Origin of the sequence: Mesorhizobium shangrilense (assembly GCF_040537815.1) — a bacterium.
In the GTDB taxonomy this organism is placed as follows: Bacteria; Pseudomonadota; Alphaproteobacteria; order Rhizobiales; family Rhizobiaceae; genus Mesorhizobium; species Mesorhizobium shangrilense.
On record NZ_JBEWSZ010000003.1, the window covers coordinates 159,341 to 173,661 of the forward strand.

Below are 14,321 nucleotides of genomic sequence, written 5' to 3' on the forward strand. Positions count from 1 at the left end.
GGCCGAATTGGCTAGCCGGGATTTCGAGCCCAACGTTTTCCTCCTTGTGGAAGCGACAACCGCTTTTTCAAATGTGAGCAACTTGATGAGCCCGGTTTGCTCCTTTTGCTCGGCGGTCGCCGTCAACCAGAGTTTCAGGTTCACTACGGCAGGCTCAATTTGGCCATTCGCCCGCCATCGATCGTCCAGACCTGACCCGTCACGAAGGACGACTCGGTCGATGCGAGCCAAGCAACGAGGCTCGCTACTTCTTCCGGCCTACCGGTTCGCCCGACAGGATGAATTTTACCGATTTGCTGTCGGAAGCCCGCAGGGTCGGGTGTGCTCTCGATCAAATCCACATTGAGATCGGTGTCGATCCAACCAGGGGCAACCGCATTGCAGCGGATACCCTCTGCACTATGGTCGACCGCAATCGCACGCGTCAATCCATGGAGTCCAGCCTTAGAAGCGCAGTATGCGGCGTGCTTGGGATTTGAACCTAAGCCTTCGATCGAGCCGACGTTCACGATTGTGCCACGAGCTGTTCGCAAATGAGGCATCGCCGCTTTGATAAGCATGAACGGAGTGGTCAAATTCACGGCTATGTTGCGCTCCCAATCCGCAAGCTTCATGTCCTCGACTAGGGCTTCCTGCATCATTCCCGCGTTGTTGACGAGCACATCGAGCCTGCCTGCGCTGGCGGCAACGGCTTCGACGGCCTTACCCGCATCCGCGGGAGAAGCGAAGTCAATCACAATCGACTCGAACTCTGGATCATCACCTCGCTGAGCGGTGAACACCCGCGCGCCTTCTTCCCGGAGGCGGCGCGCGATTGCGAGACCTATTCCGGTCCTTCCGCCGGTGACGAGCGCAACCCTTCCTTCGAATCTATTCATCCTACTGGCTTTCCGCCGTTCACTTCGACGAGAGAGCCGCACATGTACCTGGCGGCATCAGATGCTAGAAACACGATGACATCAGCGATGTCTTCGGGTTCCGCGATGCGTCCAAGCGGCACAGTCTTCCCGAGTTCCGTGACGGCGGTATCTGGATTGAAGCCGCGCTTTGCGAAACCCATACGCAGCATCGGCGTGTTCACCTCGTTCGGGCACACGGCATTGATACGGATGTTTTGGTGCGCATGGTCCATCCCCATGCATTGGGTCAGAGACGCAATGGCCGCTTTGGTCATGCAATAGACTGCATGGTTTGGGCCCGGGCGCACGCCCCAGCACGACGATACGTTGACAATGGCGCCGCCTCCGCGATCCGCCATGATCGGGATAGCGGCCCGGCATACCCGGAAAGGTGCCTCGACATTGACTCCAAGCGACAAAGCCCAATCGGCATCAGTGGTGTTGGTCACCGAGCCGCGCGTGATCACCCCTGCATTGTTGATGACGATGTCAAGGCTGCCCAGGGAGTCGAACGCGGCACGTGGTAATTCATCGGCATAAGATGCCTCGAGAAGATCGCCGGGCAGATGGGTCTCCGCGTCAATTCCGGTCACATCGCGGTCGGCTACGGCAACCCGCACGCCCTCTGATCGCAATCGTCTGACAATCGCGCCGCCGATGCCTCCCGCGGCACCGGTGACGAGCGCTGTCTTCCCTTCAAAATATCCCATGGAACTCCTTCCTTCATGTTAAATCAGTTGAGTGTCGACCGTTGGCTTCCGGGCGTGTTGCCGAAGTGCTCTCGATAAACCTTCGAAAAATGTGAAGTAGATACGAAACCGCATGCCATCGCGATATCAGTCAGCGCCTGTTCGGACTGCACGATGAGGTTTCTCGCACGGTGCAATCTGAGGTCCATGATGTATTTCTTGGGCGAGGTATTCATGTAGCGTTCGAACAACCGCTCGAGTTGTCTTGTGGACACCCCCAGCCGACGGGCAAGCTCCGCGCTGCTGAGCGGCGACTCGACATGGTCTTCCATAATACGGATCGCCTCGGCCAAACGGCTGTTTCGCAGGCCGTAACGCGACCTGATTGACACCTTCTGGGTAGCGCTTCCTTCGCGGACCGCGTTGTAGACCATCTGATCAGCAACGGCGGCCGCGAGATCCCTTCCGTGATCACGCCCGATCAAGTGCAACATTAGATCGGCGGCGGCCGTTCCTCCCGAAGCGGTAATGAACTTTTCATCGGCGACGAAAACAGACTTTGTCAAATTCACCAAGGGGAACCGTTCGGCAAAGACATCATGGAATTCCCAATGAAGAGCCGCTCTGCGGTCATCTAGAAACCCGGCCGCGGCCAGAATGTAGGCGCCCGAGCATATGGCACCGATCTGGGTCCCGCGCGCGCGTTCAGAACGAAGGTAGCTGAGGAGTTCGGGCGTTATATGGTTCTGCATGTTGATGCCCGAGACGAGAATTAATGTCTCGCCCCGTTGGGCGGGGGAGAGACCGCGGTCGACCAGGGTGATCGCGTTGTTAGAACACTTCGCGGACCGGCCATCCGGAGAGGAAAGCCGCCAGCGATAGAGTTCGCGGTGGCCAACGAGATTCGCAATCCTTAGCGGCTCCAGTGCGCAGGAGAACGCCAGATGAGAAAACTCGTCGATAAGAAGAAAGACGAAATCGCTGGTTGGGCACATGATCGCACAAACGGTTGCGGGGCGTATAAGAACGCCCCGCTGTTGACGTTTACTTGGCTGCGTCGCGAGCGGCTTTGAGCCAGCCGTCATACTCAGCGCGGTGCGCCTTGATCCAATCTTCGACATGCCGATCAATGTCGGCAGACGTCTTTTCGCCATCGGTGATCAATTTGTTCTCGGCTGAGATGTCGTTAATATCGATCTTAGCGACTTCAAACAGCTTGGCTGCAGCCGGATTCGCTTTGAGAAAATCGTTGCGCGCGACGATCCGGAGGCTGTCAACGGCAAAGCCCAGGTTCTTGCCCTTGAACTCCGTGTCCGCCTTGTCTCCGTCAGGCAGTGACGTATACGGTACGCTCAGCCACTCCACGTCCTTTCCAGGGACCAGGACGCCTGAGACCCAGTACGGTGTCCAAGTATAGTACAGCACGGGTTTGCCGTTCTTGAAGCGTGCGATTGTATCGGCGATGATCGCGTTATAATCACCTTGATTGTGGCTGACGGTGTCTCGGAGCTTGTACTCGGTCAATTGGTGTTCGATTACGCGTTCGCAGCCCCAGCCGGGCGTGCAGCCAGCGAGATCGGCTTTGCCGTCACCATCCACGTCGAATCTGGCTGCGATCTTCGGGTCTTTCAGGTCTCCGAGGTTCTTGATCCCGGCGTCATAGCTGGCCTTATCAACCAAGTACCCCTGAAGCGCACCCTCGATCAGGTTGCCGACCTTTGAGATCTTATCTGGCCCGCCCGATTCCTTAAAGAATGCCGCGTGCAGATGTTCCCAGCTGTTGGGAAAATAATCAGCGTCACCGGTAGCAACCGCAATGTGCGCGGTCTGAGAGAGAAGTTCCACCGGTTGTGCTACCGTGTACCCGAGGTCTTTCATCGCATGGTCGATGATCCGCCCCTGAAAAAATTCTTCGATCATCGGCTCTATCACTGGCTTAACTGTGATGCCTTGACCGGGCTTATCGTTGGCAAGAAGGGGGGTGGCGACAAATGACAGAACAAGCGCCGTAGTGAAGGAAAGCCGTTTCATGCGCATTTCTCCTCTGGGTTAGGTTTGGTTAGTTAGGTCGACTTATAAAGAGGTTGACGACAAGTCCGACCGGCCCGCCTTGCCACCAATTCCGGTGCCCGCGATCCCGCCCCGAACGACCAATGCCTTGAGTAATGCGATCAAGCACAATCGCGAGTATCACGATCCCAAGCCCGCCGACGATCGCGTTGCCCGCGTCCAGCCGCCCCATGGCGCGCAGCACCTCGTTGCCGAGCCCGCGGACCGAGATCATCGATGCGATGACCACCATCGAAAGGGAAAGCATGATGGTCTGGTTAAGCCCAGCGAAGATTGTTGGTGCGGCCATAGGCAGCTCGACCTTGAACATGATCTGAGACGGTGAAGCTCCAAAGGCGCGGGCGGCTTCGACGACGCTAGGATTGACGGTCCGGATTCCAAGCGAGGTAAGACGGATGATCGGCGCCATCGCGAAAATGATCGTGACAATGACACCCGAAACGTTTCCGATGCCGATGAGCATGACAACCGGCACGAGATAGACGAAGGCCGGTATTGTCTGCATCGTGTCCAGGATCGGCCGTAGCACCGCCTCGAACCGATCACTCTTGCCAGCGACAATACCGAGCGGCAGACCAATGAGGACGCAAAGAATGACCGACGCGGTCACGATCGCCAGGGTCGTCATGGCCAGCGACCATGCATCCGGAGAGAGGAAACCGAGGATCGTGAGCGCGACCGCGACGTATATTGCGGTTTTTCGACCTGCAGCCTGCCATGCAATCAGAACGATAATCGCTACCATGACCAGCGGTGGCGTCGCCTGGAACCCCCGCTCGATACCTTGGATGAGCCCGTCGAAAAACACTTTGAAGGGCTGAATCGCTTCGCGATGCTCGATCGCCCATTGCTTGATGCCGTCGGAATACCCCGCGATATTCAAATCGACGCTTTCGAAAGGGTTCAGCCAATTGAACGTCCTCTCGCCTGTCATTAGTGGGCCCTCCGCGTCGCGGAACTGTTTTCTTCACGGCCCTGGATGCCCCGCAGCAAGGCGTCCTTGGTCACGACGCCGACCGACGAGTCGCCGTCCTTGACGAGGATCGGATCGGTCGTGCCGATGGACAGGTCCACCAGGGTGTTGAGCTTGTCGTCGGGCCGGGCGACCGGCCAGCCTGACATGTCCCGTACCGGGTTCGCCTGGCGGAATTGCTCGAGCGACTGCATCACCTTCGCCGCGGTGACGAGGTCAAGCTTGGAGATGCCGCCCACGAAGTCGGCAACATAGTCATCCGCCGGATTGGTGACGATCTCCTCAGGCGTTCCGACCTGCACAAGGACGCCATCGCGCATAATCGCTATGCGGTCGCCGATGCGGATCGCCTCGTCGAGATCGTGCGTGATGAAAACCGTCGTCTTGTGCAGTTGGGCCGAGAGCTCCATGAACATGCCCTGCAACTGGCGGCGAATAAGGGGGTCCAGCGCGGAAAAAGGTTCGTCCATCAGCAAGATCGAGGGGTTTGCCGCAATGGCGCGGGCGAGACCGACGCGCTGTTGCATCCCGCCCGAGAGTTCGTCCGGATATTTGTGGTCCCAGCCTGCGAGTTCCACGGCCTCGATGGCCTGACGCGCAACGCTGCGGCGCTTATCTTCGGGCACGCCCCTGACTTCGAGCGCGAAGGCGACGTTATCCCGGACATTGCGATGGGGCATCAACGCCATGTTCTGGAAGACCATCCCGATTTTCTCGGCGCGCAGCTGCCTCAGTTCCCTTGAACCCATGGCGTTGACGTTCCGGCCCTCGATATAAACCGCTCCGGCGGTCGGCTCGATGAGACGGTTGATATGGCGGATCAGCGTCGACTTTCCTGAGCCGCTCAGACCCATGATGCAGAAGATTTCGCCACGGGCGACACTGAAGCTCGCGTCACTCACCCCAACGACGCAGTCGAGCCGGTCGCGGATAGCCACTTTCGTCATCTGGCCCGCTTTAACCGCCTGGATCGCCTCCTTTGCCCTCGCGCCGAAGACCTTCCAGATTCCCTCGCACCGGATGAAGGCTTCCTGAGGCTGTCTGTCCATCCAATCCGGTCCCATTGTTAAGTCGTTTTTTATCTTACATCACATATTTTCATAGTAGACAAGATGTATTATTACGCGCTACAGACGTCGCCATGCTAGTTCGCTGGTTGCCACAACCCTGTCGGAGAACCCAAGAGATGCCCGGTGACGCGAAGCGAAATAAAAGCAACTGCCTGGAGGACTTGCGCCGTCGAATCCTGACGGAAGTGTTTGAGCCCGGTAGCTATCTCGACGAGACAGAGATCGCGGAAGCCTACGGCATTTCCCGTCCTCCGCTGCGCGAATTGCTTCGTCAGTTAGCGGGCGAAGGGTACGTGATCCTTCATGAGAACCGCGGCGCTCAGGTTGCGCCGATGACCCACAAGACGCTGCGGAACTTCTTTATCGCAGCGCCGATGATCTACGCCGCTATCGGCCGACTGGCGGCGCAGAATGCAACCAAGCCGCAAATCATGCGGCTGAAAGACACCCAATTGTTATTCCGCGCCGCAATCCGGGACAAAGACACGGCGGAACGCGCGCTCACCAACGAGCGCTTCCATTCGATCATGGGCGAAATGGCTGACAACGAGTTTCTGATGCCAAGCCTGAGACGGCTGCTGATCGACCATACGAGAATCGGGATGACCTTTTACAGCCCGCGGCATCCTGAACTCGCGGATCAACGTGTCGTGGCGGTCGAGCAGCACGACCAGTTCATAGCATTGATCGACGCAGGCGATGCCGATGCCTGCGCGGAATTGGCGATCGCGCACTGGGAATTGTCGCGAGCCCAGATTGAAAGTTTCGTGTCTCCCGGAAGCGTTTTCGTCCCGCTGGGACGCGTTCCAGAAAGCATGCCCTAAGGAGAATCTGATGAAATTCGAGGGGATCTACACACCCGTCATCACGCCGTATCGAAACGATGGCTCGATCGACAGCGAGGCGTTCGCCAAAGTGATCGAGCACTTGGTCGTGGCAGGAGTGCACGGCATCATCAACGGCGGATCAACAGGCGAATACTATGCTCAGTCGATGGAAGAGCGCGTGGAATTGGCGAAGCTCGCCAAAGAGATCATAGGCGACCGTGTTTCTCTAATCATCGGCACGGGCGCTATCCGCCTACCTGACTCGATCCTCATGGCGGAGACGGCCGCCAAAATAGGCGCATCCGCCATCCTGGTCGGATCGCCCCCTTACTCGGTCCCAACGGAGCGCGAGAACGCTTTGAACGCGCTGGCGATCGATCGGGCCGCCGATCTTCCGATCATGCTCTACAACTATCCCGGCCGCATGGGCATCAACATGGGTGAGGAATTCCTTGACCGGGTCGGTCGCAGCAGGAATTTCTGCGCTGTTAAAGAAAGCTCGGGCGATATCAACCGCGTTCATCTCCTAGCCCGCGACTACCCGTATATCCAGATGTCCTGCGGCATGGACGACCAGGCACTGGAATTCTTCGCCTGGGGCGCACGGAGCTGGGTATGCGGCGGATCGAACTTCCTGCCGCGCGAGCACATAGCGTTATACGAGGCGTGCGCTGTCGAAGGCAACTTCAACAAGGGCCGCCGCATCATGACGGCGATGATGCCGTTGATGCGGGTGCTCGAGCAGGGGGGCAAGTTCATCCAATGCATCAAGTACGGTTGCGAAATGGCTGGGCTTTACGCTGGTCCGCCACGGCCGCCGCTAAAAGGACTCAACAAGGACGATATGCGCCAGCTTGAGCAGGTGGTGCGGGTTCTTAAACGGACGATCGCTGAGATCGGAGGGGAGGCGTGACCATGGGCAATCTACTGACGCACGAAGAATACCAATCGATTGCCGCCAAGCTCGAATTCCCCACGCAGGCGTTCATCAACGGCAGCTTCCGCCCCGCAGTGTCGGGAAAAACGTTCGAGACCACCAATCCCGCAACAGGCAAAGTCCTGGCCAAAGTCGCGTCATGCGGACCGGAAGACGTCGATTTCACCGTCCAGAAGGCGCGCGATGCTTTCGAGGACGGACGTTGGTCGCGTTTGCATCCGTCAGCGCGCAAGGAAATCCTGATTCGTTTCACCAAATTGATGAAACGCAACGCCAGGGAGTTGGCCGTTCTCGAGAGTCTAGACAGCGGCAAGACGATCTACGATTGCGAAAAAGTTGACGTTCCAGAAACCATCCACTGCATCGCTTGGCATGCGGAACTCATAGACAAAATCTATGACCAGGTTTCACCTGCCTCCGATAACCACATCGCGATGATCGTCCGTGAACCGGTCGGCGTAGTCGGATTGGTCTTGCCTTGGAATTTTCCGCTGCTGATGCTGGCGTGGAAAATAGGTCCCGCTCTCGCCGCAGGTAACTCGGTCATCGTGAAGCCTGCCAAGGAAACGAGTCTGACAGCGCTGCGCGTGGCCGAACTTGCCATGGAAGCCGGAATTCCCGCGGGCGTATTTAACGTGCTCCCCGGTAGCGGCGGTGATGTTGGCGAGCCCCTCGGCCGTCACATGGATGTCGATATGGTCTCGTTCACTGGATCCACCGAGACCGGCCGCCGCTTTCCAAAATACTCAGCCGAATCCAACCTTAAGGAAGTCACCTTGGAGATGGGTGGCAAAAATCCGGCGGTTGTCCTCGACGATGCGGAGAACCTCGACCGGGTCGCAGCTCATATCGTCAACGGCGCGTTTTGGAATATGGGCGAGAATTGCAGCGCGTCATCCCGACTGATTGTCCAGCGCGGCATCAAGGACGAGTTGATCAAGCGCATGGTCGCACATGCTAGGGAATGGCCCATGGGCGACCCCCTGAATCCCGAAAACCGGGTCGGCGCACTTGTATCCAAATCCCACTTCGACAAGGTTAGTTCTTATCTCGCAAAGGGCCAGAAGGTCTTGCTGGGAGGCAAGGCCAAGCACGGTTTCGTAGAACCCACGATCATTGACGTAGCCGACCGCAATGCCAAGCTCGTTCGCGAAGAAGTTTTCGGCCCCGTCCTGGCGGTGCTGACCGTGGAAAGCTTCGAAGAAGCGATCCAACTGGCAAACGACACCGAGTACGGCTTGGCCGCGTCGATCTACACGGCGAACGCCAAACGGGCGATCCGGGGCGCGCGCGCGATCCGGGCGGGTACCGTGACGGTAAACTCGTTCGGCGAAGGCGACATCACGACTCCGTTTGGCGGCTACAAGTCGTCCGGTTTTGGAGGCCGCGACAAGGGGATCCACGCTCACGATCAGTACACGCGGATCAAGACGATCTGGCTCGACCTCACAGATGACGTCGACGAGGCCGTGGCGTGAACATACACCAGGCTGAAAGACTGCCGGTCCAACGAGGACCGGCAGCTTGGAACTTGATCCTTCCTGCCCAAGTTGCGTCCGCTCCGCTCGAGAGCGACGTCAGCGTCGACGTCGCAATTGTCGGCGGCGGGTTCGCGGGTCTTTCAGCCGCCAGGCGGTTACGTCAACTCGATCCCTTCCTCCGCGTTGCCGTGCTTGAGGCTAGCGGCCTTGCGGAAGGCGCTTCCGGGCGGAATTCCGGATTCATGATCGACCTGCCACACGACCTTCAATCCGATGACTACGCCGGAAAGGGAGTGGCAGCGGATAAGGCCATGACCGCATTGAACCGGTCCGCGATCGCGTTTGCGCGCGAGGCGGTCGATGTCTACTCGATCGATCCGGCGTTCTTCGATCCCGCGGGCAAGATCAATGGGGCCGCGACCGAAACGGGTCGCAAGCGTAATATCAGCTACGCCGAACACCTCACCGAGCTCGGAGAGGCGAACGAGGTGCTCGACGCAAAGGCGATGCACGATGTGACTGGAAGCCGGCACTACACGTCGGGCCTCTATACCCCCGGCACGGTCATGTTGCAGCCGGCGGGATATGTTCGGTCGCTCGGCGCCGGGCTGCGTCGAGACGGGGTCCTGATTTTCGAGAATACACCTGTGAGCAAGCTCGCCAAAAACGGCCAGGAGTGGGTTCTGACCGCGCCGAAAGGGAGCGTAGCGGCTTCCAAGGTCATACTCGCCAACAACGGCCATCTGGAAAGCTTCGGGTTCGCTAGCCGTCGTCTGATGCATATTTTCCTGTTCGCCTCCATGACGGTGGAACTCGACCGAACCACGTTTTCTAAGCTCGGCGGCCAGCCTCGCTGGGGTATCACTCCGTCGGACCCCATGGGCACCACGATGAGGAGAATCGACGCCGCTCAGGGAGGAAACCGGATCATCACGAGAACCTGCGCCAGCTACGTCCCGAGCATGCTTCCTTCCGAAGCGGCCGTCGCGCGTTCGGCCAAGGTCCATCGCCGGAAATTCGCGGACCGCTTTCCGACCATCGCCAACATACCGATGGAATACAGCTGGGCCGGGCACCTTTGCATGAGCTGGAACGGCGCCGCGGTGATGCGGGAACTCGAGCCGGGGCTATTTTCGGCATGTGTCGATAACGGTTTGGGTACCGTCAGGAGCACACTGACGGGTATCGGGGCAGCCGATATGGTGATGAAGCGCCCTTCTGAAATCTCGGCACATTTTCTTGCCGAGGATCAGCCTCCGAAGCTCATTCCGTCGCCTTTCGCCGAGATCGGCGCGAACCTCTATTTCCGGTGGAAAGAGTGGCTGGCTCGCGACGAGTAGCCCAGCCCTCGAGTTGTCTGGTGGTCGGTTTTCGGCCCGGACAGTTCGGAAAATCGACTGCCGACAAAGTGCCGCCGACCCACATTGGCTAAATTACACGAAGGTATCCCAATGAGCGAGCAAGCAGTTCGACACGTCCGCGCCGGAGGCCGCGATGCCCGGCGATCCCTCCGGAATGCTCCCGATTTCGCGATGCTGCCGTCACTTCATCGCAAGCTCCCAGTAACTGAGCTGATGGATGACGAACACGTGATCCGTATAGACGAAGCTTCGATGGCTATACTCGAGGAGGTCGGCGTGGTCTTTCGCGACGCGATCGCTCTCGAGGACTGGAAGAGAGCGGGGGCCGATGTCCGCGGGGAACGTGTTCATCTCGACCGCAACCTTGTGCGCGAACTGATTTCCACTATTCCCTCCAGCTGGACTTATCGCGCTCGGAATCCGGAACGCAGTCTACCATTCGGCGGCAAGCATTCGATTTTCGTCCCCATGACTGGCGCGCCGTTCATCCGTGACCTCGAAGACAAGCGCCGTTGGCCCACGATCGCCGACCTGAACATGTTTCACAAGTTGGCTCACATGTCCCCGGCCTTGCATTCGACCGCGCACCATATCGTCGAGCCGATGGACATGGTTGTTAGCCACCGCCATCTGGCGATCACCTATTCGTCCATGAAGTATTCCGACAAGACGTTCATGGCCATGACCACGTCAGGCAAGAACGCCGAAGACGTTATGGACATGTGCGAAATCCTCTTCGGCAAGGAGACGATGGAGGAAACTCCCGTCGTGACGGGAAACTGCAATGGCAACTCTCCCCTGGTCTGGGATGAGACAATGCTTTCAGCAATGCGCGCTCTATGTCGCCGAAATCAACCGGTTTTGTGCTCGCCGTTCGTGCTTGGCGGGGCGAATACACCGGCTTCAGTCGCCCCGGCCGTCGCCCAGTTGAATGCGGAAGCCCTTTCGGCTCTTGCATATACGCAGGTTATTCGAAAGGGCTGCCCTGCCATCTATGGGCACTTCCTCTCTACGGTGTCCATGAAATCTGGCGCTCCCATGGCCGGGACCCCCGAGATCAGCCTTATGAACTATTTGATCGGTCAGATGGCGCGGTACTACAACGTCCCCTGGAGGACGTCGAACCTGCTCGGCGGCGCGAAGACCTTCGACGCGCAGGCAGGTTACGAGAGCGCGATGACAATGAACGCCGTCCTGCATGCAGGCGCGAACTATATTTGGCACAGCGCGGGGTGGAACGAGGCGGGCATGCATTGCTCAGTCGCGAAGTTCGTTGTGGATGCTGAAATGTGCGCGATGGGGTACCGGCTGGCCGAGGGGGTCCGTTGGGACGACTTCGATGAGGCCTTGGCCGCCATTCGCGATGTCGGCCCCGGCGGGCATTACTTGGGCCACCCCCATACGCAGGCAAACTTCCAGCGCGCGTTCTTCATGCCGAAAATGTTCAACAACGACTCCATCGAGCAGTGGCAAGCCGAAGGGAGCGTAGAGATCACGGAACGCGCGCTCCAGCAGGCCAAACGGCTTCTCGGCGAGTATCAGGAGCCGAAACTCGACGAAGGCATCGACGAAGCCCTGCGCGACTACATGGAGCGCCGGAAGCGCGAAATCCCCGCAGTCGACGAGCTGAATCTCGAACACTAATTACATCATTCTCGCAACTGGCGTCTCTCGCCACCGGCCACTTTTTGAGGAACCCTCATGAAAATTGCAGAGTTGCACATCTATTCCCATGACATGCCGGTCAAGAACGGGCCGTACACGATCGCCAGCAGCACAGTCTATTCGCTGGACACCACGCTGGTGAAGGTGGTCGCTGACAACGGCCTCGTCGGTTGGGGCGAAACATGCCCGGTCGGCACGACGTATCAGCCACATCACTCCAAGGGCGCAGTCGCCGCCTTGCACGAAATGGCGCAAGGTCTCATCGGGACTGATCTTCTAAAGCCCGTTATGCTTCGCCGCAACATGGATAGCCTGTTAAACGGCCATCGATACGCAAAGGCAGCAATCGACATTGCTGGTTACGACATAATGGGAAAGCAATTCGGGGTCCGCGTGGCCGACCTCCTGGGTGGTGCTGTCACCGAACGAGTTCCGTCGTATTACGCGTCCGGCATCGGCGAGCCTGATGACATCGCTCGCATCGCCGAGGAAAAGGCTGCCGAGGGCTTTCCTCGGCTCCAGATCAAGATCGGTGGGCGCGACGTCGCGATCGACATCGCCGTCGTCCGGAAGGTCTGGGAGCGCGTCGGCGGGCGACTGCGGCTCGCCGTGGATGCCAACCGGTCACTGACGACGCGGGATACGTTGCGATTGAGCCGCGAATGCCTCGACATCCCGTTCATCCTCGAACAGCCATGCAACACGATCGAAGAGATCAAAGCGATCCGCGGGCAACTTCATCACGCCGTCTTTCTCGATGAAAACGGCGAAGACCTCGCCACCGTAATCCGTGCCATCGGCGACGGCGTATGCGACGGCTTCGGGATGAAAGTCACCCGCATCGGCGGCCTTCACGCGATGGCGACGTTCCGCGACATATGCGAGGCGCGCTCGATGCCACACACGTGCGACGACGCGTGGGGCGGAGATATCATCGCAGCCGCTTGCACCCACATTGGCGCGACCGTCCAGCCACGCCTCAACGAAGGCGTATGGTTGGCCCAGCCGTATATCGAAGGCAATTTCGATCCGGAGAACGGTATTAAGATCGAGGGCGGCCACATCAAGCTTCCGACCGGCCCAGGGCTTGGTGTGGTTCCTGACGAAGGTTTATTCGGGGCACCCGTAGCCTCGTTTGGTTGATCCACAAACTACCCGGGAGATCGGCAATGCCGTCCCCTGCCGCAAGCAATTCCGCATTGCCTCAGGAGCGCAATCGTGAACATAGAAGACTCCCACCGATCGGCACCACTACATCCCATTCCACCGACGATGTCGGGAGTTGTCCTGGTCGGACATGGCGGCTTTGAGAACCTTGAATTCAGAACGGACCTCCCAGTGCCAAAGGTCGGAGCGGGCGAGGTCTTGATCCGGGTAGCTGCCGCGGCGATCAACAACACCGACATCAACACGCGCATCGGCTGGTATTCGAAAGCGATCCGTGAAGGAACCTCGGAAGGCGGCCTAACTGGCTTCGCCGCGACCGAGGACGATGACGCAAGCTGGACTGGGCAGGCACTGAAGTTTCCGCGTATACAGGGTGCTGACTGCTGCGGCCACATCGTCGCTGTCGGCGATGGCGTCGATCCCACCCGTATTGGTGAGCGCGTCGTCGTTCGCAATCTCTTACGGACATATGTCGATTACCGACCGTGGGAGTGCTGGACATTCGGCTCCGAATGCGACGGAGCCTTCGCCCAATACGCAAAAGCTCCTGCCCGCGAGACTTTCAATATCACCTCCGACTGGAGTGATGTGGAACTCGCTTCAATCCCCTGCGCTTATTCGACAGCCGAGGGCATGCTTCACCGAGCGGGTGTCAAGAGCGGCGAGACCGTTTTGATTACCGGCGCGTCAGGCGGTGTAGGGTCCGCCGCAGTTCAGTTGGCGAAGCGCCGCGGGGCGACCGTCACTGCGTTGGCGGGCCAAAGCAAGGCAGACCAGGTTCGCAGACTTGGAGCCGATCGCGTCATTTTTCGGGGCAATGACCTCGTAGACGCGCTCGGGAAGGACTCGATCGACGTCGTGATTGACGTGGCTGCAGGCCCGCAGTTTTCGCAATTGTTGGATGTTTTGAAGCGAGGCGGTCGCTACGCCGTCGCCGGGGCGATAGCTGGACCGATCGTCGAGCTCGACGTCCGTACGCTTTATCTAAAAGACCTCAGTTTTTTTGGATGCACCTTCCAAGATGACGTCATCTTCGAAAATCTTGTTTCCTACATCGAGCGGGGCGAAATCCGCCCGCACGTTGGAAAAACCTATCCGCTCGAGAACATTGTCGAAGCTCAAAAAGATTTCCTCTCAAAAGAGATCAGCGGCAAGCTCGTACTCATCACCCCGAAGTGAGAA

Annotated in this window: 13 protein-coding genes; 7 read left to right on the plus strand and 6 right to left on the minus strand. The window is 58.6% G+C overall.

Features of this window, described 5'->3' with window-relative positions:
• Nucleotides 1-143 precede the first annotated feature (143 nt).
• The 6 genes from ABVQ20_RS29900 to ABVQ20_RS29925 are packed head-to-tail and all read right to left on the minus strand — an operon-like array spanning nt 144 to nt 5,680.
• Nucleotides 144-878 (minus strand): SDR family NAD(P)-dependent oxidoreductase, encoded by a 735-nt coding sequence (locus ABVQ20_RS29900; protein WP_354463298.1) that lies wholly within the window; start codon nt 876-878, stop codon nt 144-146.
• A complete protein-coding gene (locus ABVQ20_RS29905) occupies nt 875-1,609 on the minus strand; it encodes an SDR family NAD(P)-dependent oxidoreductase (RefSeq protein WP_354463299.1) in 735 nt (244 codons plus the stop codon). Before ABVQ20_RS29905 ends, ABVQ20_RS29900 begins: the two co-directional genes overlap by 4 nt.
• A 23-nt stretch (nt 1,610-1,632) precedes the next feature.
• Entirely contained in the window at nt 1,633-2,742 is a 1,110-nt protein-coding gene (locus ABVQ20_RS29910; RefSeq protein WP_354463300.1) for a GlxA family transcriptional regulator, read from the minus strand.
• The gene (gene proX / locus ABVQ20_RS29915; protein WP_354463301.1) at nt 2,633-3,619 is read right to left on the minus strand and encodes a glycine betaine/L-proline ABC transporter substrate-binding protein ProX; all 987 of its coding nucleotides are present in this window, start codon (nt 3,617-3,619) and stop codon (nt 2,633-2,635) included. The genes ABVQ20_RS29910 and proX overlap by 110 nt, the downstream gene beginning before the upstream one ends.
• 28 nt (nt 3,620-3,647) lie before the next feature.
• Entirely contained in the window at nt 3,648-4,592 is a 945-nt protein-coding gene (locus ABVQ20_RS29920; RefSeq protein ID WP_354463302.1) for an ABC transporter permease, read from the minus strand.
• Entirely contained in the window at nt 4,592-5,680 is a 1,089-nt protein-coding gene (locus ABVQ20_RS29925) for a quaternary amine ABC transporter ATP-binding protein (protein WP_435528450.1), read from the minus strand. Before ABVQ20_RS29925 ends, ABVQ20_RS29920 begins: the two co-directional genes overlap by 1 nt.
• Before the next feature lie 137 nt (nt 5,681-5,817).
• Between ABVQ20_RS29925 and ABVQ20_RS29930 the strand changes: the two genes are divergently transcribed.
• The 7 genes from ABVQ20_RS29930 (at nt 5,818) to ABVQ20_RS29960 (ending at nt 14,318) form a co-directional block, all read left to right on the plus strand.
• A complete protein-coding gene (locus ABVQ20_RS29930) occupies nt 5,818-6,525 on the plus strand; it encodes a GntR family transcriptional regulator (RefSeq protein WP_354463304.1) in 708 nt (235 codons plus the stop codon).
• 10 nt (nt 6,526-6,535) lie between these two features.
• Nucleotides 6,536-7,441 (plus strand): dihydrodipicolinate synthase family protein, encoded by a 906-nt coding sequence (locus ABVQ20_RS29935; RefSeq protein ID WP_354463305.1) that lies wholly within the window; start codon nt 6,536-6,538, stop codon nt 7,439-7,441.
• A 2-nt stretch (nt 7,442-7,443) separates the two neighbouring features.
• On the plus strand, nt 7,444-8,943 hold the full coding sequence (locus ABVQ20_RS29940; RefSeq protein WP_354463306.1) for an aldehyde dehydrogenase: 1,500 nt from the start codon (nt 7,444-7,446) through the stop codon (nt 8,941-8,943).
• A gap of 53 nt (nt 8,944-8,996) precedes the next feature.
• Nucleotides 8,997-10,286, plus strand: coding sequence for an NAD(P)/FAD-dependent oxidoreductase (locus ABVQ20_RS29945; RefSeq protein ID WP_354463307.1), 1,290 nt, complete (start codon nt 8,997-8,999; stop codon nt 10,284-10,286).
• Between the two features lie 111 nt (nt 10,287-10,397).
• Nucleotides 10,398-11,951 carry a trimethylamine methyltransferase family protein gene (locus ABVQ20_RS29950; protein ID WP_354463308.1) on the plus strand — a complete coding sequence of 518 codons (1,554 nt, stop codon included), beginning with the start codon at nt 10,398-10,400 and terminating at the stop codon, nt 11,949-11,951.
• A gap of 57 nt (nt 11,952-12,008) precedes the next feature.
• Entirely contained in the window at nt 12,009-13,115 is a 1,107-nt protein-coding gene (locus ABVQ20_RS29955) for a mandelate racemase/muconate lactonizing enzyme family protein (RefSeq protein WP_354463309.1), read from the plus strand.
• Between the two features lie 75 nt (nt 13,116-13,190).
• Complete coding sequence (locus ABVQ20_RS29960; RefSeq protein ID WP_435528451.1) at nt 13,191-14,318, plus strand: alcohol dehydrogenase family protein; 1,128 nt, start codon at nt 13,191-13,193, stop codon at nt 14,316-14,318.
• The last annotated feature ends 3 nt before the right edge of the window (nt 14,319-14,321 follow it).

Coding starts and splice junctions, on each gene's coding strand:
- ABVQ20_RS29900 (WP_354463298.1), bottom strand. CDS start 878: ATGAATAGATTCGAAGGAAGGGTTGCGCTCGTCACCGGCGGAAGGACC.
- ABVQ20_RS29905 (WP_354463299.1), bottom strand. CDS start 1,609: ATGGGATATTTTGAAGGGAAGACAGCGCTCGTCACCGGTGCCGCGGGA.
- ABVQ20_RS29910 (WP_354463300.1), bottom strand. CDS start 2,742: ATGGCGAAAAGACGTCTGCCGACATTGATCGGCATGTCGAAGATTGGA.
- proX (WP_354463301.1), bottom strand. CDS start 3,619: ATGAAACGGCTTTCCTTCACTACGGCGCTTGTTCTGTCATTTGTCGCC.
- ABVQ20_RS29920 (WP_354463302.1), bottom strand. CDS start 4,592: ATGACAGGCGAGAGGACGTTCAATTGGCTGAACCCTTTCGAAAGCGTC.
- ABVQ20_RS29925 (WP_435528450.1), bottom strand. CDS start 5,680: ATGGACAGACAGCCTCAGGAAGCCTTCATCCGGTGCGAGGGAATCTGG.
- ABVQ20_RS29930 (WP_354463304.1), top strand. CDS start 5,818: ATGCCCGGTGACGCGAAGCGAAATAAAAGCAACTGCCTGGAGGACTTG.
- ABVQ20_RS29935 (WP_354463305.1), top strand. CDS start 6,536: ATGAAATTCGAGGGGATCTACACACCCGTCATCACGCCGTATCGAAAC.
- ABVQ20_RS29940 (WP_354463306.1), top strand. CDS start 7,444: ATGGGCAATCTACTGACGCACGAAGAATACCAATCGATTGCCGCCAAG.
- ABVQ20_RS29950 (WP_354463308.1), top strand. CDS start 10,398: ATGAGCGAGCAAGCAGTTCGACACGTCCGCGCCGGAGGCCGCGATGCC.
- ABVQ20_RS29955 (WP_354463309.1), top strand. CDS start 12,009: ATGAAAATTGCAGAGTTGCACATCTATTCCCATGACATGCCGGTCAAG.